At 71.9% G+C, this 18,516-nt stretch carries 19 protein-coding genes; all 19 read left to right on the top strand.

Annotated features, from left to right (window positions below):
* Positions 1–110 precede the first annotated feature (110 nt).
* The 19 genes from rpoN (at position 111) to flhA (ending at position 18,154) form a co-directional block, all read left to right on the top strand.
* Entirely contained in the window at positions 111–1,496 is a 1,386-nt protein-coding gene (gene rpoN / locus ACW5DW_RS00190; RefSeq protein WP_457016473.1) for an RNA polymerase factor sigma-54, read from the top strand.
* The gene (locus ACW5DW_RS00185; RefSeq protein ID WP_457016472.1) at positions 1,496–1,897 is read left to right on the top strand and encodes a response regulator; all 402 of its coding nucleotides are present in this window, start codon (positions 1,496–1,498) and stop codon (positions 1,895–1,897) included. The genes rpoN and ACW5DW_RS00185 overlap by 1 nt, the downstream gene beginning before the upstream one ends.
* On the top strand, positions 1,894–3,366 hold the full coding sequence (locus ACW5DW_RS00180; RefSeq protein WP_457016470.1) for a sigma-54 dependent transcriptional regulator: 1,473 nt from the start codon (positions 1,894–1,896) through the stop codon (positions 3,364–3,366). The genes ACW5DW_RS00185 and ACW5DW_RS00180 overlap by 4 nt, the downstream gene beginning before the upstream one ends.
* Positions 3,367–3,423: 57 nt before the next feature.
* The gene (gene fliE, locus ACW5DW_RS00175) at positions 3,424–3,774 is read left to right on the top strand and encodes a flagellar hook-basal body complex protein FliE (RefSeq protein WP_457016468.1); all 351 of its coding nucleotides are present in this window, start codon (positions 3,424–3,426) and stop codon (positions 3,772–3,774) included.
* 55 nt (positions 3,775–3,829) lie between these two features.
* On the top strand, positions 3,830–5,479 hold the full coding sequence (gene fliF / locus ACW5DW_RS00170) for a flagellar basal-body MS-ring/collar protein FliF (RefSeq protein ID WP_457016467.1): 1,650 nt from the start codon (positions 3,830–3,832) through the stop codon (positions 5,477–5,479).
* A 13-nt stretch (positions 5,480–5,492) separates the two neighbouring features.
* A complete protein-coding gene (gene fliG, locus ACW5DW_RS00165) occupies positions 5,493–6,479 on the top strand; it encodes a flagellar motor switch protein FliG (protein WP_457018359.1) in 987 nt (328 codons plus the stop codon).
* Positions 6,480–6,484: 5 nt separating this feature from the next.
* A complete protein-coding gene (locus ACW5DW_RS00160; protein ID WP_457018358.1) occupies positions 6,485–7,120 on the top strand; it encodes a FliH/SctL family protein in 636 nt (211 codons plus the stop codon).
* Positions 7,117–8,517, top strand: a complete 1,401-nt coding sequence (fliI, locus tag ACW5DW_RS00155) for a flagellar protein export ATPase FliI (RefSeq protein ID WP_457016466.1) — start codon at positions 7,117–7,119, stop codon at positions 8,515–8,517. The genes ACW5DW_RS00160 and fliI overlap by 4 nt, the downstream gene beginning before the upstream one ends.
* 5 nt (positions 8,518–8,522) lie before the next feature.
* Complete coding sequence (fliJ, locus tag ACW5DW_RS00150; RefSeq protein ID WP_457016465.1) at positions 8,523–8,978, top strand: flagellar export protein FliJ; 456 nt, start codon at positions 8,523–8,525, stop codon at positions 8,976–8,978.
* Positions 8,975–10,099, top strand: coding sequence for a flagellar hook-length control protein FliK (locus ACW5DW_RS00145; protein WP_457016463.1), 1,125 nt, complete (start codon positions 8,975–8,977; stop codon positions 10,097–10,099). Before fliJ ends, ACW5DW_RS00145 begins: the two co-directional genes overlap by 4 nt.
* 385 nt (positions 10,100–10,484) lie before the next feature.
* Positions 10,485–10,982 (top strand): flagellar basal body-associated FliL family protein, encoded by a 498-nt coding sequence (locus tag ACW5DW_RS00140; protein ID WP_457016461.1) that lies wholly within the window; start codon positions 10,485–10,487, stop codon positions 10,980–10,982.
* Positions 10,982–11,986, top strand: a complete 1,005-nt coding sequence (gene fliM, locus ACW5DW_RS00135; protein WP_457016459.1) for a flagellar motor switch protein FliM — start codon at positions 10,982–10,984, stop codon at positions 11,984–11,986. The genes ACW5DW_RS00140 and fliM overlap by 1 nt, the downstream gene beginning before the upstream one ends.
* Entirely contained in the window at positions 11,983–12,336 is a 354-nt protein-coding gene (fliN, locus tag ACW5DW_RS00130; protein ID WP_457016458.1) for a flagellar motor switch protein FliN, read from the top strand. The genes fliM and fliN overlap by 4 nt, the downstream gene beginning before the upstream one ends.
* Before the next feature lie 305 nt (positions 12,337–12,641).
* A complete protein-coding gene (gene fliO / locus ACW5DW_RS00125; protein ID WP_457018357.1) occupies positions 12,642–12,995 on the top strand; it encodes a flagellar biosynthetic protein FliO in 354 nt (117 codons plus the stop codon).
* Entirely contained in the window at positions 12,992–13,828 is an 837-nt protein-coding gene (gene fliP, locus ACW5DW_RS00120; protein WP_457016457.1) for a flagellar type III secretion system pore protein FliP, read from the top strand. Before fliO ends, fliP begins: the two co-directional genes overlap by 4 nt.
* A gap of 6 nt (positions 13,829–13,834) precedes the next feature.
* Positions 13,835–14,104, top strand: a complete 270-nt coding sequence (locus ACW5DW_RS00115; protein ID WP_457016456.1) for a flagellar biosynthetic protein FliQ — start codon at positions 13,835–13,837, stop codon at positions 14,102–14,104.
* 9 nt (positions 14,105–14,113) lie between these two features.
* Positions 14,114–14,902 carry a flagellar biosynthetic protein FliR gene (gene fliR / locus ACW5DW_RS00110; RefSeq protein WP_457016454.1) on the top strand — a complete coding sequence of 263 codons (789 nt, stop codon included), beginning with the start codon at positions 14,114–14,116 and terminating at the stop codon, positions 14,900–14,902.
* A 7-nt stretch (positions 14,903–14,909) separates the two neighbouring features.
* Complete coding sequence (gene flhB, locus ACW5DW_RS00105; protein ID WP_457016452.1) at positions 14,910–16,082, top strand: flagellar biosynthesis protein FlhB; 1,173 nt, start codon at positions 14,910–14,912, stop codon at positions 16,080–16,082.
* Positions 16,079–18,154: a flagellar biosynthesis protein FlhA gene (flhA, locus tag ACW5DW_RS00100; protein ID WP_457016450.1), complete on the top strand. Its 2,076-nt coding sequence runs from the start codon at positions 16,079–16,081 to the stop codon at positions 18,152–18,154. The genes flhB and flhA overlap by 4 nt, the downstream gene beginning before the upstream one ends.
* Positions 18,155–18,516: the final 362 nt, after the last annotated feature.

Raw genomic sequence — 18,516 nt, 5'->3', positions numbered from 1 at the left:
ACAGGGATGCCCTGAGCCGGACCCGGGTTCGCCCTGATTCGAGTTACGTCACGCGCCCATCACGATGGATTCCATGGCCGGCGACATGCCGGCACAGGGAGTCAGCGGCGATGAAAACCAACATGCGCGTCGGGATGGTCCAGGGCGTCAACCTGACGCCACAGCTGCTGCAGTCGATCCGGCTGCTGCAGCTCACCGCACCGCAGCTGGAACAGGAGCTGCGCCAGGCGCTGGAGCGCAATCCGCTGCTGGAGCAGGACGAGGAGGCCGACGAGACCGAGGCCGACGCGCCCGAAGCGACGCTCGAAGCCGCGGCCTGGGACGAACTGCCGGAACCGGCGTTCCTGTCCGGCGGCGGCATTGGCGGCGGCGATGACGACGCGACGCTGCGCATCGCCGACGGCGAGTCCAGCGACCCGCGCCTGCGCCTGCTGCGCCTGCTGTCCCTGCACTGGAATCCAGAAGACCTCGAAGTCGCCGCCTGGTGGCTCGACCACTGCGACGACCGCGGCTACCTCGAGCAGCCGCTGGACGCGCTGCTGGCCGCCGCGCGCGTCGCCTTCCCGACGCGCGCCGGCGATGTCGGGGTGCTGCGCACGCGCCTGCTGCACGGCGACTGGCCGGGCATGGCCGCCGCCGACCCGGCCGAATGCCTGTCCGCGCAGCTGCGCGCCCTGCCCGAATGCGACGCCCGCGCCTGCGCGCTGCGCATCGTCGCCGGCCACCTGGACCTGCTGGCCGCGCGCGACGAGGCAGGTATCGGCAAGGCCACCGGCGCCACGCCTGACACCGTGCGCGCGGCGCTGTCGATGATCCTCGGCCTGCGCCCGCACCCGGTGCAGGCGCCGACGGTCGACAGCCACGCGCACATCGTCCCGGACGTGGTCGCCTGGCACGGCGGCGGCGCCTGGCGCGTCGCGCTCAACCGCCGCGGCGTCCCGCAGCTGCGCCTGGCCGCGCACTGCGAGCGCGCGCTCGCCGGCAGCCAGCACGCCGCCCTGCGCGGCCTGCTCGACGAGGCGCGCTGGCTGGTGCGCGGCGTGGCCATGCGCAACGACACCCTGCTGCGCACCGCGCAGGTGCTGGTCGAGCGCCAGAGCGGCTTCCTCGACCAGGGCCCGGAGGCGATCCTGCCGCTGACCCTGCGCGAAGTCGCCGACACCATCGGCGTGCACGAGTCCACCGTCTCGCGCATCGTCAGCGGCAAATACATCCAGACCCCGCGCGGCACCTTCGAGCTCAAGCGCATGTTCGCGGTGCGGCTGGAGGGCGCCGAGGTCGCCGGCAGCGCGATCAAGGCGATGGTCAAGCGACTGATCGATTCCGAACCGGCCGCCGCGCCGCTTGCCGACGACGTGATCGCCGGCCTGCTCGCGCGCCAGGGCGTGCGCATCGCGCGTCGCACCGTGGCCAAGTACCGCGACCAGCTGGCGATCGGGCCGGCGCGGGCGCGCCAGCGCCTGGCCCCGCGCCAGGCCCGACAGGAGTGCGTGTGATGCGCCAGATTTCCGTGCTGCTGGTCGACGACCATGCCGGCTTCATCTCCGCGGCCATGCGCCACCTGCGCCGCCTGCCCTGGCTGACCGTCGCCGGCACCGCCAGCAACGGCGTCGAGGCCATCGCCCAGTGCGAGGTGCTGCGCCCGGACGTGGTGCTGATGGACCTGGCCATGCCCGAGATGGGCGGGCTGCAGGCCACGCGCCTGATCAAGGCCCAGGACAACCCGCCCTACATCGTCATCGCCAGCCACTTCGACGACGGCGAGCATCGCGAGCACGCGCTGCGCGCCGGTGCCGACGCCTTCGTCAGCAAGCTGGCCTACATCCACGAGGTGCTGCCGCTGCTGGAAGCGCTCGCCGGCGTGGGCGATGGCAACAACACGGAGGCCTTGGCATGAGCGAGTCCCGCATCCTGGTCCTCGACCGCGACGAGGCCCGCGCCGAGCGCGTGGCCACCCTGCTCGAATTCATGGACTTCTCGCCGCGCATCGTCGACGACGCCGACGACATCGACCTGTCGCGCGCCCGCGGCAGCGACTGGGTCGCGGTCGTGGTCGGCGACGTCGGCGACGGCGAGAGCTGGAACGCGTTTGCCGCGTGGCTGGCCACCCAGGCCCTGCACCCGCCGGTGCTGGAGCTGCCGGGCCATGCTGCCGATGCAGGCTGGCGCGCCAGCCTGCACCCGCAGTCGGTGTGGCCGCTGTCGTTCCCGATCCGCCGCACCCAGCTGCAGGAAGCGCTGCGCCGCGCCAGCCTCAAGCGCATCGACGACGACGCCCGCCGCGACGTGCCCACCTTCGGCCCGACCGGGCGCAGCACCTGCGTGCTCGAGCTCAACCGCATGATCGACCAGGTCGCCCCGCACGACACCACGGTGCTGGTGCTGGGCGAGTCGGGCACCGGCAAGGAGGTCGCCGCGCGCGCCCTGCACGCGCGCTCGTCGCGCCGCGACAAGCCGTTCGTGGCGATCAACTGCGGCGCGATCCCGCCCGACCTGCTCGAAAGCGAGCTGTTCGGCCACGAGAAGGGCGCCTTCACCGGCGCGCTGACCCAGCGCAAGGGCCGCTTCGAGATGGCCGAGGGCGGCACCCTGCTGCTCGACGAGATCGGCGACATGAGCCTGCCGATGCAGGTCAAGCTGCTGCGCGTGCTGCAGGAGCGCTGCTTCGAGCGCGTCGGCGGCACCGTCACCATCAAGTGCGACGTGCGCGTGATCGCGGCCACGCACCGCGACCTCGAGGAGCGCATCGGCAACGGCGAGTTCCGCGAGGACCTGTTCTACCGCCTCAACGTGTTCCCCATCGAGATGCCGGCGCTGCGCGAGCGCGGCGAGGACCTGCCCGACCTGGTCGCCGCGATCACCCGCCAGCTGGCCGAGGCCGGCCGCGGCCAGGTGACCCTGGCCTCCGACGCCATCGCCGCGCTGCGCCACTACGCCTGGCCGGGCAACGTGCGCGAGCTGAGCAACCTGCTCGAGCGCCTGGCCGTGCTGCACCCGGGCGGCACCGTGCGCGCCCTCGACCTGCCGGCGCGCTACCGCGCCGCGGCCGCGGCCGCCGGCGAAGCGTTCGACCCGCCGGCAACAACGCCGAAAGCCGCTGCCGCCGCGTCCACCGACCCGGCGCAGCTGTCGGCCACCACCACCCTGCCGCCGCAGGGCATCGACCTGCGCGGGCACATGGCCGGCATCGAGCTGGAGCTGCTGCGCGCGGCGCTGGAACAATCCAACGGCGTGGTTGCCCATGCCGCGCCGCTGCTGGGCCTGCGCCGCACCACCCTGGTCGAGAAGCTGCGCAAGTACGGCATCGACCGCGACCAGGCGGCCACGCCCGCCGCCGGCGCGGACAGGCAGGCGGCGAGTTTCTGACGCGCCCGTGGCACGGGAATTGCCTGAGTCCATGCAGACCGACCTGCAGCCGACGCGATGACTGACGCCATTTCATCGATCCTTTCCCAGATCCGCGCGCACGAGATGCGCGCCGGTTCGGTGCATAGCGATGTCGCGCCCTCGAACGCGATCGACGTCGGCGGCGCAGGCAAGGCCGTCGAGGCGCCGGGATTCGCGCAGACCCTGTCCAACACCATCGACAAGGTCAGCGCGACCCAGGCCAACGCCGGCGCCCTGCAGCAGGCCTTCGAACTGGGCGACCCGCGCGCCGACCTCGCCCGGGTGATGGTGGCGATGCAGCAGTCGCAGGTCGCGTTCCGGGCCACGGTCGAAGTGCGCAACCGCCTCGTCCAGGCGTACCAGGACGTGATGAACATGCCGATCTGATCCGGCGCCCCGAACTTCGAACTCCCTTCCACCGACCCTCCTTCCGGCACCGACCATGAGCGTGATCGCACTTCCCAAGGCCACCGCCAGCCTGCGCGACCTGGGCCGCCTGCAGGACATCCCTGCGGTGCGCCAGCTCGGCTTGCTGGCGCTGCTGGCGGTGGCCATCGCGCTCGGGCTGTGGCTGTTCTTCTGGAGCCAGAAGCCGGACTTCGTGCCGGTCCAGGCCGGGCTGGACGCCAAGTCCACCGCCGAGGCCTCCGAGCTGCTGCGCAGCGCGCGCATCCCGTTCAAGATCGACCCGGCCACCGGTGCGCTGGCGGTGTCGCTCGACCAGGTCGCCGAGGCGCGCATGGCGCTGGCCGCGGCCGGCCTGCCGGCCTCGCAGGGCAACGGCTTCGAAACGATCCAGGGCGACCAGGGCTTCGGCACCAGCCAGTTCATCGAAAGCGCGCGCTACCAGCATGCGCAGGAGATCGAGTTGGCCCGCACCATCGCCAACCTGCGCCCGGTGCGCGAGGCGCGCGTGCATCTGGCGCTGCCCAAGCCGAGCGCGTTCACCCGCCAGCGCGATCCGGCCAGCGCCTCGGTGGTGCTGCAGCTGCGCGCCGGCAGCGCGCTCGAACAGGGCCAGGTCAACGCGATCGTGCACCTGGTGGCCTCCAGCATCCCGGGTCTGCCGCCGGAAGGCGTGACCGTGGTCGACCAGTTCGGCCGCATGCTCTCCAACGCCGACCCGCAGAGCGACGACGCGATCGGCGCCAAGCAGTTCGAGCAGCAGCGCCGGCAGGAATCGGTGTACGTGCAGCGCATCGAAGAGCTGCTCGAGCCGATGACCGGCCCCGGCCGCATCAGCGCCAAGGTCAGCGTCGACATGGACTTCGCCCAGACCGAAGAGGCGAGCGAGCGCTATGGCCCGCAGCCGGCGATGGTGCGCAGCGAACAGATTTCCGAATCCGGCACGCTCGGTGGCGGCGGCGACGCCGTCGCGCAGGGCGTGCCCGGCAGCGCCAGCAACACACCCGAGGCGGCCGCCGAGCCGGCCCCGGTGGCAGCCGCGGCCACCAGCGGCCCCGGCAGCCGCAGCGCGGTGCGCAACTACGAGATCGACCGCACCCTCACCCATACCCGCCAGGCGCCGGGCCGGATCCGCCGCGTCACCGCCGCGGTGCTGGTCGACAACGCCGCGCCGGCCGCGACCGTCGGCACCGCCGCGCCCAGCCCGGGCCGGCCGCTCAGCGCCGAGGAACTCACCCGCATCCAAACCCTGGTGCAGCAGGCAATCGGCTTCGATGGCGCGCGCGGCGACGTGGTGTCGGTGGTGAACGCACCGTTCGCCCGCGGCGCGATGGAAACGCCCATGGACGGACCGCCAATCTGGCAGCACCCGCGTGCGCGCGAACTGGTGCGCCTGGTGCTGGGCGGGCTGGCGGTGCTGCTGCTGATCTTCACCGTGCTGCGCCCGGCCACGCGCCAGCTGCTCGCCCCCAGGACCGTGACCGCCACCGTGCTGCCGCCCGCCGATGTCGACGACGAGCTGCCGGTGAGCCTGTCGGGTCCGTCGCAGGCGAGGGCGGAGGCCATCGGGGCACCGGCGGCCGCGATGGACCTCGACGACAAGCTCGAGATCGCGCGCACCGCGGTCAGCACCGATCCCAAGCGCGTGGCGCAGGTGGTCCGCGACATGGTGGCCTCCGATGGCTGACCCCGGGATCGCGCTGACCGGCGTGCAGCGCGCCGCCATCGTGCTGCTCTCGCTGGGCGAGGCGCAGGCGGCCGAAGTGCTCAAGCACATGGGCGCCAAGGAAGTGCAGAAGCTGGGCGTGGCGATGACCTCGCTGGGCGAGGTCGGCCGCGATTCGGTGACGCGCGTGTTCGACGAGTTCATCGACGTGCTGGCCCGTCCCTGCGGAATCGGCAGCGGTGCCGACGACTACGTGCGCGCGGTGCTGACCCAGGCGCTGGGCGAGGACCGCGCCAGCGGCCTGATCGACCGCATCCTGCTGGGCCGCAACACCACTGGCCTGGACACCCTGAAGTGGATGGATCCGCGCGCGATCGCCGAACTGGTGCGCAACGAGCATCCGCAGATCATCGCCATCGTGCTGGCGCACCTGGACGGCGACCAGGCCGCCGAGGTGCTCAAGTGCCTGCCCGAGCGCGCGCGCGTGGACGTGCTGCTGCGGCTGGCCACGCTCGACGGCATCCCGCCGCATGCGCTCAACGAACTCAACGACGTGATGGCGCGGCAGTTCGCCGGCAGCCAGAACATCAAGTCCTCATCGGTAGGCGGGGTCAAGGTCGCGGCCAACATCCTCAACTTCATGGATTCGGGCCAGGACGAGGCGCTGCTGGGCGCGATCGGCGAGGTCGATGGCGAACTCGGCACCCGCATCCGCGACCTGATGTTCGTGTTCGACAACCTGGCCGAACTCGACGACCGCGCGATGCAGGCGGTGCTGCGCGAGATCTCCAGCGAGCAGCTGGCGCTGGCCCTGCGCGGCGCCGAAACCAGGGTGCGCGAGAAGATCACCGGCAACATGTCGCAGCGCGCCGCCGAGATCCTGGTCGAGGACATGGAGGCACGCGGCCCGGTGCGCCTGGCCGAGGTGGAAACCGCGCAGAAGGAAATCCTGGCCGTGGTGCGGCGCATGGCCGACAACGGTGACATCCAGATCGCGGTCAAGGCCGAGGTGCTGATTTGAACGGCATGGCCGCGCTGTCGGCCGACGATCCGCGTCTGGCCAGCGGCGTGGTGCGCTGGACTGCGCCGGGCCTGGTCGCAGTCGCGCCGGAGCCGGAGCCCGAGCCCGAGGCCCTCGCGCCCGCACTGCCCAGCGTGGAAGACCTGCAGGCGCTGGAGCGCGCGGCGCACGAGGACGGCTACGCGCGCGGACACGCCGAAGGCGTTGCCGCCGGCCAGGCCGACGTGCGGCGCATGGTGGCGCAGATCGAAGGCGTGCTCGACGGCTTCACCCGCCCGCTCGCCCGGCTCGATGGCGAAGTGGCCGAAGCGCTGGCCGACCTGGCCGTGCGCATCGCCGGCAGCCTGCTCGGTCGCGCCTACCAGATCGACCCGACCCTGCTGGCCGACCTGGTGCGCGAGGCACTGGAGGCGGTGGGCAGCGACAGCCGCGAGCTCGAGCTGCGCCTGCACAACGACGATTTCGGGGTACTTGCCCCGCACCTGGCTGGCCTGGACGGCGTGCGCCTGACCATCGACAGCGCGCTCGGCCGCGGCGAGCTGCGCCTGCATAGCGAGAGCGTGCGCATCGACGGCACCATCGCTTCGCGCCTGCAGTCGGTGCTTGCCGCCACCCTGGCCAGCAGCGAGGCCAACGCATGAGCACCGTTGCCGCCGCCAACTGGCTGGAAGCGCGCAACCTGCGCCTGGCCGCGCGCCTGCAGGCCGCCGATCCGCATCCGCCCTCGCTGGGGCTGGCGCGCGAGGGCGTGCTGCGTCGCGCGGTCGGGCTGACCCTGGAAGCCTCCGGCTGCAGCGCGCCGCTGGGCTCGCGCTGCCGGGTCGAGACCGCGGGCGGACGCTGGGTCGACACCGAGGTGGTCGGCTTCTCCGGCGACCGCACCTACCTGATGCCCACCGCCGACCTCGAAGGCCTGCTTCCGAATGCGCGCGTGGTGCCATTGCGCCGCCGCGGCGAAGTCGCGGTTGGCGAGGGCCTGCTGGGCCGCGTCGTCGACAGCGACGGCGTGCCGCTGGACGGGCGCGGCCCGATCCGCGCCGAACAGTGGGTCGGCCTGGCCGGCACCGCGATCAACCCGCTGATGCGCGAGCCGATCACGCAGTCGCTCGACGTCGGCGTGCGCGCGATCAACGCGCTGCTGCCGATCGGCCGCGGCCAGCGCATCGGCCTGTTCGCAGGCTCCGGCGTGGGCAAGTCGACCCTGCTGGGGATGATGACCCGCTACACCGCCGCCGACATCATCGTGGTCGGCCTGATCGGCGAGCGTGGCCGCGAAGTGCGCGATTTCGTCGACAGCACGCTGGGCGAGGAAGGCCTGCGCCGCTCGGTCGTGGTGGCCACGCCCGCCGACCGGCCGCCGCTGGCACGCCTGCACGGCGCGCTGCGCGCCACCGCGATCGCCGAGTACTACCGCGACCAGGGCCTGCACGTGCTGCTGCTGATGGATTCGCTGACCCGCTTCGCGCACGCGCAGCGCGAGATCGGCCTGTCGGTGGGCGAACCGCCAACCACCCGCGGCTATCCGCCATCGGTGTTCGCCAAGCTGCCGCAGCTGGTCGAGCGCGCCGGCAACGGCGCCAACGGGTGCGGCTCGATCACCGCGTTCTACACCGTGCTCACCGAGGGCGACGACCAACAGGAGCCGATCGCCGACGCCGCGCGCGCGATCCTGGACGGCCACATCGTGCTCACCCGCCGCATCGCCGACGCCGGCCAGTACCCGGCGATCGACGTCGAGGTCTCGGTCAGCCGCGTCATGCAGGACATCACCGATGCGCCCTGGCGCGAGCGCATCCGCAAGCTCAAGCGGCTGATGGCCGCGCACTCGGCGCAGCGCGACCTGATCGCGATCGGCGCCTACCAGCGCGGCAGCGACCCGACCGTCGACGAAGCGGTGGCGCGCTGGCCCGCGATCCAGGCCTTCCTCGGCCAGGACGTGACCGAAGCCGCGGACGTCGAGGCCAGCCGCGCCGCGCTGGCCGCCCTGCTCGACGACGGCCCCGCCCCTGCCGCCGCCCCCATTCCCACCCAGGACTGATCCAGATGCGTTCGCAACGGCTCGATCCGCTGCTCAAGATCATGCAACAGCGCCAGGACGCGGCCGCACGCGACGTCGCCGACCGCGACCGCACGCTCGGCGAGCAGGAGCAGCGCCTCGAAGCGCTGCGCCGCTACGCCGAGGAATACGCCGCGGCGCCGGCCGAGAGTTCGATTTCGCCGGCGCTGCTGGTCAACCGGCTCGCCTTCCGCGAGCGCCTGAACGCGGCCGTCGTGCAGCAGGCCGGGATCGTCGACCACAGCCGCCAGCTGACCGACGTCGAGCGCGCGCGGCTGATGCTCGCCAGCCGCGAGACCAAGGTGCTCGAGCAGCTGGCCGACAGCTACCGGGCGCAGGAGTCGAAGGTCGCCGAGCAGCGCGTGCAGCGCGAGATGGACGAACTCGGCGGCCGTCGCGCCCGCGTTGCCGCGCTGGCCGCGGACGAAGGCCAGACCCGATGACCGGCGCCGGTGCGATGTCGCTTGCCTCGGCCAGCCCGGCCCCGGCGCCGCCGACCCGTGGCGCCGCGCGCAGCGACGGCGCCGCGCAGCCGCCTGCGGACGCGTCCGCGCCAGACGCATCGGCCCGCGCCGACCGCGGCAAGGCCGCAGAAGGCGTGGCCAAGTCGGGTGAACAGGCCGAGGACGCAGCGCCGGCACCCGCACAATCGTTCGCACAGTTCCTCCTCCAGGCTCCGCCGGCAGCGCCTCCTCCGGCACCGGCGGCCGACGCTCCCGCAGCCGGCTCGGAGTCCGACGCCACCTCGCCCGAACAGCTGCTTGCCCTGCTCGACGGGTCCTGGTCGGGCACGGCTGCGGCCGCCAGCGCGTCTGGCGCGACGGCCGCCACAGCGGTGATCGCGCAGCCCGCTGCGGGCCTGTCCGCGTCCGCCACCGTCACGGGCACTGCCGCCGCGGCGCCCACGCTCGACGGCGAGCCTGCCAGCGCCGGCGCCGACCACGCGCTGCCGCTGCTGGCCGCCGACGGCGATGCGCCATCGACCCTGGCGGCGTCGCCCGCGCTGGAAGCCGCCGCGACCGCGCGCGACGCCAGCGCCGCCACACAGGCCGGCCCCGCCATCGAAGCCGCGACTGCGGGCATCGCCGGGACCACGCCGCTGGCCACCCCGCGCCCGCAGGCCGCCCCGGCCCTGCCGCCGCTGCCGATGCCGGCCAATCCGGACGCCGGCTTCGACGAGGGCTTCGGCACGCGCCTGGTGTGGATGGCCGAACAACGCGTCGGCCACGCCGAGATCCGGCTCAATCCCGAGCACGTGGGCCCGATCGAGGTACGCGTGCAGCTCGACGGCGAGCAGGTCCGTGCCGAGTTCCACAGCGCCCATGCCGAAGTCCGGCAGGCGATCGAAGCCAGCCTGCCGCGCCTGCGCGAACTGCTGGCCCAGCACGGCCTGCAGCTCGGCCAGGCCGACGTCGGCCAGGGCCAGGCCGGACGCGACGGTGATGCCGCACGCGCGGGTGCCACGGCGCGCCGCGGGCAAGGTGGGGAGCCGGGCGATCCCGGCCAGACACCCACGCCTCCGGCCGCGCTGCGAACACGTGGACTGCTGGACGAATACGCCTGAGGCACGGCGGCAACCCGTCTGTCATTTCGACCGCAGGGAGAAATCTCCCGCCGACGGTCCAGGATTTACGGCTGCGCTGTTGAAGAGCGCTTCTCCCTCCGGTCGAGTGGCCGTCGGGGCGACTCCAGATTTCTCCCTTCGGTCGAAATGACAGGCTTGGTTGAAATGACAGGCTTGGGCGGAATGACGGGCTTGGTCGGAATGACAGGCTTGGGCGAAATGACAGGCTTCGGTCGAAATGACAGGCTTGGTGCAGTGACAGCTGTCGGAGCCAGGCCCGCGTCAAGGCGCCGGCGCACGCGCGCACGGCGTGCCGTCAAAACCCCGTCATCGCTCCGGCACACGGATTGCATCCCTTCTGCATCCACCGCCGGAGTCGACGTTCGTGCCAGCCCCCGCCCCTGCTCTCCAGCCCGCCACGCCCGCCAAGTCCCGGCGCCTGTGGCTGTGGCTCCTGATCCTCGTCGTGGTGGCCGGTGCCGCCGGTGGCGGCTGGTGGTGGTGGCAGGGCCGGCAGCAGCCTGCGGCCGACGGTGAGGCCAAGCCGGCCCAGCCCTCGCGCCTGCCGGCCCAGTACATCGCGCTCGAGCCCTCGTTCGTGGTCAACCTCGCCGACGTCGACGCGGTCCGCTACCTGCAGGCCGACGTGCAGGTGGTGACCCGCGACACGGCCACGCTCGCCGCGCTGAACGCCCACCTGCCCTCGATCCGCAACCGCCTGCTGCTGCTGTTCGGCCAGCAGGAGGCGCGCCATCTGACCCAGCGCGCCGGCAAGGAGCGCCTGCAGCAGGCCGCGCGCGACGAAGTGCGCGCCCTGCTCAAGGCCGAGGGCGCCGCCGACAAGGTCGAAGCGGTGATCTTCACCAGCCTGGTGACCCAGTAATGAGCGCCGACCTGCTGTCCCAGGACGAGATCGACGCCCTGCTGCACGGCGTCGACAGCGGCGTGGTCGAGACCGAGCCGCCGCCCGCGCCGGGCGAGGCGCGCACCTACGATTTCGCCAGCCAGGACCGCATCGTCCGCGGCAAGCTGCCGACGCTGGAGATGATCAACGAGCGCTTCGCGCGCACCCTGCGCATCGGCCTGTTCAACCTGCTGCGGCGCTCGGCCGACCTGTCGGTGCGCGGCATCGACCTGGTCCGCTTCGGCGAGTACATGCACTCGCTGCAGGTACCGACCAACCTCAACCTGGTGAAGATGAAGCCGCTGCGCGGCACCGCCATCGTCACCTTCGAGCCGCGGCTGGTGTTCACCGTGGTCGACAACTTCTTCGGCGGCAACGGCAAGTACCACACCCGCATCGAGGGCCGCGAGTTCACCCCGACCGAGATGCGCGTGATCCAGCTGCTGCTCAAGCAGACCTTCGCCGACCTGGTCGATGCCTGGGCGCCGGTGATGCCGGTGGAGTTCGAGTACATGAACTCCGAGGTCAACCCGCACTTCGCCAACATCATCAGCCCGCGCGACTACATCGTGGTCAGCCGCTTCAACGTGGAGCTGGAAGGCGGCGGCGGCGAGCTGCACGTGGCCATCCCCTACGCGATGCTGGAGCCGATCCGCGAACAGCTTGATGCCGGCGTGCAGAGCGACCGCATCGAGAAGGACGAAGGCTGGACCCGCGCCATGCGCACCCAGCTGCAGGACGCCGAGGTCGAGCTGAGCTCGGCCATCGCCCATCGCCAGATCAGCCTGCGCGAACTGTCGCGGCTGCGCGTGGGCGACGTGATCCCGATCGAGCTGGCACGCCACGTGCAGCTGCGGGTGGAGCAGATGCCGCTGTTCACCGGCGAGTTCGGCATCCACAACGGCAAGAACGCCATCAAGGTCACGCAGGTGCATGCCGCGCGGACCATTCCCACCCTCGATTCCCTGACGGACATGCCATGACCACCAACGACGCCGCGGCCCTGGCCGCCTTCGACCCGCTCACCGCAGAAGCCGGCGTCAGCGCCGGCGCCGGCCTCGGCCTCGGCGCCGATCTCAACCTGGATGTGATCCTGGACGTTCCGGTGTCGCTGTCGCTCGAGGTCGGTCGCGCGCGCATCCCGATCCGCAACCTGCTGCAGCTCAACCAGGGTTCGGTGGTCGAGCTCGAGCGCGGCGCGGGCGAACCGCTGGACGTGTACGTCAACGGCACCCTGATCGCGCAGGGCGAGGTGGTGGTGGTCAACGACCGCTTCGGCGTGCGCCTGACCGACGTCGTCAGCCCGGCCGAACGGATCAAGAGGCTGCGATGAGCGCGGTGTCGCTGCCGCTGTCGGTGGCCGGCGTTGCCGGCGCCACCGTGGCTGCGCCGGCGCCGGCGCCGCCGGCGATGGCCGATGCCGGCGTACCGGCAGGCGAAGCCGTGGTGACGCCTGCGGCCGTGATCGACAGCGCCGGCGCAGCCGTGCCCGCCAGTTCCGGCGGCATCGCGGACGCCACGATCGCGACCGCCACCGACGCCCCGCCCGCATCCGCCGCCGATGCATTTGCCGCGCGTGCCCAGGCGACGACCGTTGCGCCGACTGCGGCCGCCACGACCACGACCGCCCACACCGGCATCGCGACGCCGGCGCCGCAGTCGTCCACCGCAGGCAGCCTCGGCGGGGCGGTGTTCGCGCTGGTGCTGGTGGTCGGGCTGATCCTGCTGCTGTCGTGGCTGGCCAAGCGCGTGCCTGGCCTCGGCGGCGGCGGCGTGGCCAACCCGGCGCTGCGCATCGTCGGCTCGCTGGCGCTGGGGCCGCGCGACCGCCTGGTGGTGGTCGAGGTCGGCCAGACCCAGCTGCTGCTCGGCGTCGGCGCCGGCGGCACCCGCACCCTGCACACCCTCGACCAGCCCCTGCCCAGCGCCGAGGCGAAAACCACGCCCGCCTTCGCGCAGCTGCTTGCGCAGCACTTCGGAAAGAAACCATGACCTTCCTGCGCGCGCTGCTCCGCGCCACCAGCGCCTGCCGCGCCACCCTGCCGGCCTGGCTGCTGGGCGCCTGCCTGGCGTTCGCGCTGGTTCCGTCCGACGCCTTTGCGCAGGCCGCGCCGGCCGCCGCTCCGGTGAGCGCGCCCGCCGCGCCGGCGCAGCCGTTGCCCTCGGTCGAGCTCGGCAACATCGGCGGCCAGCCGGTCAGCATGCCGCTGCAGGTGCTGGCGCTGATGACCGGCATCACCCTGCTGCCGGCGGCGCTGCTGGGCCTGACCGCGTTCACCCGCATCATCATCGTGCTGGCGCTGCTGCGGCAGGCGCTGGGCACCGGCCAGACGCCGAGCAACCAGGTGCTGCTGGCGCTGGCGCTGTTCCTCACCGCGATGGTGATGATGCCGGTGTTCGACCAGGCCTGGGCCACCGGCATCGCGCCCTACCTCGACGGTTCGCTCGACTTCCGCGCGGCCTGGGCCGCGGCGTCCGAGCCGTTCCGCGGCTTCATGCTGGCGCAGGTGCGCGAGACCGACCTGATGACCTTCGCCGGCCTGTCGCAGACCGGCCCGTATGCCACGCCGGAGGACGTGCCGTTCAGCGTGCTGGCCGCGTCCTTCCTGACCAGCGAGCTCAAGACCGCGTTCGAGATCGCGTTCCTGGTCTACATCCCGTTCGTGATCATCGACCTGGTGGTCGCCAGCGTGCTGATGTCGATGGGCATGATGATGCTCTCGCCGATGCTGATCTCGGCGCCGTTCAAGATCCTGCTGTTCGTGCTGGTGGACGGCTGGATCCTGATCGTCGGCTCGCTCGCCGCCAGCTTCAATCCGGTCTGAGCCGCCATGACCCCCGAAACCGCCCTTGGCGAAATCTCCCGCGGCCTGCAGATGGCGCTCACCCTCGGCGGCCCGGCCCTGGTCGCCGTGCTGGTGGTCGGCGTCGGGGTCGGCGTGCTGCAGGCCGCCACCCAGATCAACGAGCCGACCATCCCGTTCGTGGTCAAGGTGGTCGGCCTGGTGGTGGTGATGGCGATGACCGGGCATTTCCTGCTCGGGCGCATGGTCGCCTTCACCATCGACCTGTTCCACCGCATCCCGCACCTGATTGGTTGAAGCACGCGCGTGGACACCGTCTCGCTCGCATCGATGGCCGGCGTCGACCTGTTCGGCATGCTGGCCGCCGTGCTCTGGTACGCGCTGCGCATCGGTGCGGCGCTGCAGGTGCTGCCGGTGATCGCCGGGCGCGGCATGCCGGCGCAGGCGCGGCTGATCGTGACGCTGGCCCTGTCGGCGTCGCTGGCGGCAGTGCTGCCGGCGCCGCCGCCGATGGCGGTGGACGCGGCGACGGCGCTTGGCGTGCTGCGCGAGTTCAGCGTCGGCATCGCCATCGGCATGATGCTGCGGATGGCGTTCGAGGCCGGGCGCCTGGCCGGCGAACTGGTCAGCCAGGGCATGGGCCTGTCGTTCGCGACCATGGCCGACCCGCTCAGCGGCGCCTCCTCGGTGGTGCTGTCGCAGTGGTTCTACCTGGCCTTCGCGCTGCTGTTCTTCATCACCGATGGGCACCTGGCGCTGATCAGCCTGCTGGCCGACAGCTACGGCGGGCTGCCGATCGGTGCCGCGTTGCCGGACGTGCAGGCGCTGCTGTCGGCGGTGCCGACGTTCTTCGCCGCCTGCCTGCGCGCAGGCGCGCTGCTGGCGCTGCCGGTGATGATGGCGCTGCTGTCGGTGAACATCGCCTTCGGCGTGCTCGCCCGCGCCGCCGCCCAGCTCAACCCGATGGCGATCGGCTTGCCGATGTCGCTGCTGGTCGGCCTGACCCTGCTGATGCTGCTGATGCGCCAGCTCGCCACGCCGGTCGGGCAGCTGTTCGAGCAGGCCTTCACCGCCGCGCGCGCGCTGACCGGATGAGACGGCGATGAGCGAGCAGGCGTCCAAGGAAGACCGCACCGAACAACCCAGCGAAAAACGGCTGCGCGAGGCCCGCGAGAAGGGCCAGGTACCGCGCTCGCGCGAGCTCGGCAACGTCGCCGTGCTCGGCTGCGCGGTGCTGGCGCTGAAGGCGACCGGCGGCAACGTCGGCGCCGCTTCGCGCGACTGGATGCGCGGCGCGCTGACCATCGAGCCGGAGCTGCTCGGCGCCCCCGACCGGCTGCTGCCGCACGCCATCGGGCTGATCGTCGACCTGGCGCTGCCGCTGCTGCCGCTGCTGCTGGCGGCGCTGGTCGCCTGCGCGATCGCGCCGGCGGCGATGGGCGGGCTGCGCTTCGCCAGCAAGGCGCTGGCGCCGGACTTCAACCGGCTCAACCCGCTCAAGGGCATCGCCCGCCTGTACAGCAGCGAGAGCGTGGCCGAACTGCTGCGCTCGCTGCTGCGCGTGGCGCTGATCGGCGGCATCGGCGGCTGGGTGGTGTGGCGTGCGTTCTCGACCCTGCTGACCATGCCGCAGGCGTCGCTGGAAGCCTCGGTCGCCGGCGGCGTGGACCTGGCGCTCGGCGCGCTGATGGCGATGGTCGGTGCGCTGGCGCTGCTGGCGGCGATCGACGTGCCCTGGCAGCACCACCAGCACCGCAGCAAGCTGAAGATGACCAAGCAGGAGCTGCGCGACGAGGCCAAGGAGGCCGAGGGCAACCAGGAGGTCAAGGCGCGCGTGCGCCAGATCGCGCGGCAGATGTCGCAGCGGCGGATGATGGATGCCGTGCCCGCGGCCGACGTGGTGGTGATGAACCCCACCCATTACGCCGTCGCCATGAAGTACAAGCCGGGCATGCATGCGCCCACCGTGGTCGCCAAGGGCGTCGACGAGATGGCGCTGGCGATCCGCGCGCTGGCCGAGAAGCACCGGGTCCCGATCATCGAGGCGCCGCCGCTGGCACGCGCCTTGTATAGGCAGTCGCAGGTCGATCAGGAAATCCCGGTGAAACTGTACGCCGCCGTCGCGCAAGTGCTGTCCTACGTCTACCAGCTGCGGACCTGGGTGCCCGGCCGCGAGCCGATGCCGGCCATGGCCGAGTTCGACGTCGGCGCCGACGGCGCGCCCGACCCGGTCGACGGCGCGCCTGCCGACGGCGACGGAAGCCCGGCGCGATGAGCAGCGTGCCCGGCCGCGGCGCCCTGATCCTGTCCAGCCTGCGCAACGGCGCCGCCGCGCCGGTGGTGGTGCTCGCGATCCTGGCGATGGTGATCGTGCCGCTGGCGCCGATCGTGCTGGACGCGCTGTTCACCATCAACATCGCGCTGTCGCTGGTGGTGCTGCTGGCGGTGGTCTACGTGCGGCGGCCGCTGGAATTCTCGATCTTCCCCAGCGTGCTGCTGATGGTCACCCTGCTGCGGCTGGCGCTCAACGTCGCCTCCACCCGCGTGGTGCTGATGCACGGCCACGAGGGCGCGGCCGCCGCCGGCCACGTGATCGAGTCTTTCGCCCAGTTCGTGATCGGCGGCAGCTACGCGGTCGGCATCGTGGTGTTCGCGATCCTGACCATCGTCAACTTCATCGTCGTCACCAAGGGCGCCGGCCGCATCTCCGAGGTGTCGGCGCGCTTCATCCTCGACGCGTTGCCCGGCAAGCAGATGGCGATCGACGCCGACCTCAACGCCGGCCTGCTGAGCCGCGAGGAGGCCAAGGCGCGGCGCCAGGAAGTGCGCGAGGAGGCCGATTTCTACGGCTCGATGGACGGCGCCAGCAAGTTCGTGCGCGGCGACGCCATCGCCGGCATCCTGATCCTGGTGATCAACCTGATCGGCGGCATCCTGATCGGACTGCTGTCGCACGGCATGTCCTTCGCCGACGCGGCGCAGACCTACACCACCCTCGCCATCGGCGACGGCCTGGTGGCGCAGCTGCCGGCGCTGCTGATCGCGGTCGCCACCGCCATGCTCGTCACCCGCTCCACCGGCGAGCAGGAGATGGGCGAGACGATGTCCAAGCAGGTCTTCGGCCACCAGCGCGCGCTCACCGTCGCCGCGGTGCTGATGGGCCTGATCGGCATCGTGCCGGGCATGCCGAACGTGCCGTTCCTGCTGCTGTCGGCGATCCTCGGCGGCACGGCGTGGAAGCTGCGCAAGGGCACGACGGACGCCGCCGACGCCGCCGACGCGAGCCGCGCCAGTGCCGACGCGGCGCCAGCTGCAATGGCCGAACTGAGCTGGGACGAAATCCGCCCGGTCGAGCCGCTGGCGCTGGAGGTCGGCTACAAGCTGATCGCGCTGGTCGACCAGACCCAGGGCGGGCAGCTGCTGGCGCGCCTCAAGGGCGTGCGCCGCAAGCTCACCCAGGACCTGGGTTTCCTGATCCCGGCCGTGCACGTGCGCGACAACCTCGAGCTGGCGCCGGGCCAGTACCGGCTGCTGGTGCACGGGGTGCCGGTGGCGACTGGCGAGCTGGTGCCGGATCGCGAGCTGGCGCTGGATCCGGGCCGGGTGTTCGGCCCGCTCGAGGGCATCCCGGGCAAGGATCCGGCGTTCGGCCTGGACGCGGTGTGGATCGTGCCGGGCCAGCGCGCGCACGCCGAGTCGCTGGGCTACACCGTGGTCGACGCATCCACGGTCGCGGCCACGCACCTGTCGCACGTGGTGCGCGAACGCGCGTCCGAGCTGCTCGGCCACGACGAGGTGCAGAACCTGCTCGCGGCGCTCGGGCGCAGCGTGCCCAAGCTGGTCGAGGACCTGGTGCCGAAACTGCTGCCGCTGTCGGTGGTGGTCAAGGTGCTGCAGTCGCTGTTGGCCGACAGGGTGCCGGTGCGGCAGATGCGGCAGATCGTCGAGACCCTGCTCGAGCACGGGGCGCAGACGCAGGACCCGGCGTCGCTGACGGCGGCGGTGCGGGTCGCGCTGGGCCGTTTCATCGTGCAGGAGCTCAACGGCATGGCGCCGGAGCTGCCGGTGTACACGCTGGCGCCGGCGCTGGAGCGGGTGCTGCAGGATTCGGTGAGCGGGCAGGGTGCGGCGCTGGAGCCGGGCCTGGCCGAGCGCCTGCACCAGAACCTGGGCGACTGCGTGAGCCGCCAGGAAAGCCGGGGCGAACCGGCGGTGCTGCTGGTGCCCGGCGGCGTGCGCGCGTCGGTCGCGCGCCTGGTCCGCCACAGCGTGCCTTCGCTGGCGGTGCTGGCCTACGCCGAGGTGCCGGAAGACAAGCGCCTGCGGCTGGTGGGGGCAGTGGGCTGAGGGGTTTCTTGAAGTTCCTCGTCGATTGAGAGGCACTGCGCCGTTCGTTCCAGCACCGGCGATCCGGACTTCGGATGGACGCCGCGCCCTGCCGGTGCGGGGTCGCTCTTCGCTCGGTCAGGACATCCTGTCCTGACTCGCGCGCAAGACATCCATGTCTTGCTTGGCGCGATCCCGCACCGTCAGTGCACGGCTTGCCGGATCTGTTGGTTTCGACACTTCGGTCGCCAACTGCTTTCTGCTGATCGAAGTGGCTGCTGGGAATGGCCAAGGGCCGTCTCGGGCCGGGGGTTGCGGAAAGCAGCGCATGGATGCGCTGCGGCGGCGAGTCAGCCATGGATGGCTGACCGAGCCGAGTAGCA

It is taken from the genome of Luteimonas sp. A482 (assembly GCF_054072655.1).
Note: the sequence above shows the minus strand (reverse complement) of the source record. Positions and strands in the feature narration are given on the sequence as shown.

Excerpts from the sequence above, each read along its gene's own strand:
- rpoN (WP_457016473.1), top strand. The coding sequence starts at position 111 with ATGAAAACCAACATGCGCGTCGGGATGGTCCAGGGCGTCAACCTGACG.
- ACW5DW_RS00185 (WP_457016472.1), top strand. The coding sequence starts at position 1,496 with ATGCGCCAGATTTCCGTGCTGCTGGTCGACGACCATGCCGGCTTCATC.
- ACW5DW_RS00180 (WP_457016470.1), top strand. The coding sequence starts at position 1,894 with ATGAGCGAGTCCCGCATCCTGGTCCTCGACCGCGACGAGGCCCGCGCC.
- fliE (WP_457016468.1), top strand. The coding sequence starts at position 3,424 with ATGACTGACGCCATTTCATCGATCCTTTCCCAGATCCGCGCGCACGAG.
- fliF (WP_457016467.1), top strand. The coding sequence starts at position 3,830 with ATGAGCGTGATCGCACTTCCCAAGGCCACCGCCAGCCTGCGCGACCTG.
- ACW5DW_RS00160 (WP_457018358.1), top strand. The coding sequence starts at position 6,485 with ATGGCCGCGCTGTCGGCCGACGATCCGCGTCTGGCCAGCGGCGTGGTG.
- fliI (WP_457016466.1), top strand. The coding sequence starts at position 7,117 with ATGAGCACCGTTGCCGCCGCCAACTGGCTGGAAGCGCGCAACCTGCGC.
- fliJ (WP_457016465.1), top strand. The coding sequence starts at position 8,523 with ATGCGTTCGCAACGGCTCGATCCGCTGCTCAAGATCATGCAACAGCGC.
- ACW5DW_RS00145 (WP_457016463.1), top strand. The coding sequence starts at position 8,975 with ATGACCGGCGCCGGTGCGATGTCGCTTGCCTCGGCCAGCCCGGCCCCG.
- fliM (WP_457016459.1), top strand. The coding sequence starts at position 10,982 with ATGAGCGCCGACCTGCTGTCCCAGGACGAGATCGACGCCCTGCTGCAC.
- fliN (WP_457016458.1), top strand. The coding sequence starts at position 11,983 with ATGACCACCAACGACGCCGCGGCCCTGGCCGCCTTCGACCCGCTCACC.
- fliP (WP_457016457.1), top strand. The coding sequence starts at position 12,992 with ATGACCTTCCTGCGCGCGCTGCTCCGCGCCACCAGCGCCTGCCGCGCC.
- ACW5DW_RS00115 (WP_457016456.1), top strand. The coding sequence starts at position 13,835 with ATGACCCCCGAAACCGCCCTTGGCGAAATCTCCCGCGGCCTGCAGATG.
- flhB (WP_457016452.1), top strand. The coding sequence starts at position 14,910 with ATGAGCGAGCAGGCGTCCAAGGAAGACCGCACCGAACAACCCAGCGAA.
- flhA (WP_457016450.1), top strand. The coding sequence starts at position 16,079 with ATGAGCAGCGTGCCCGGCCGCGGCGCCCTGATCCTGTCCAGCCTGCGC.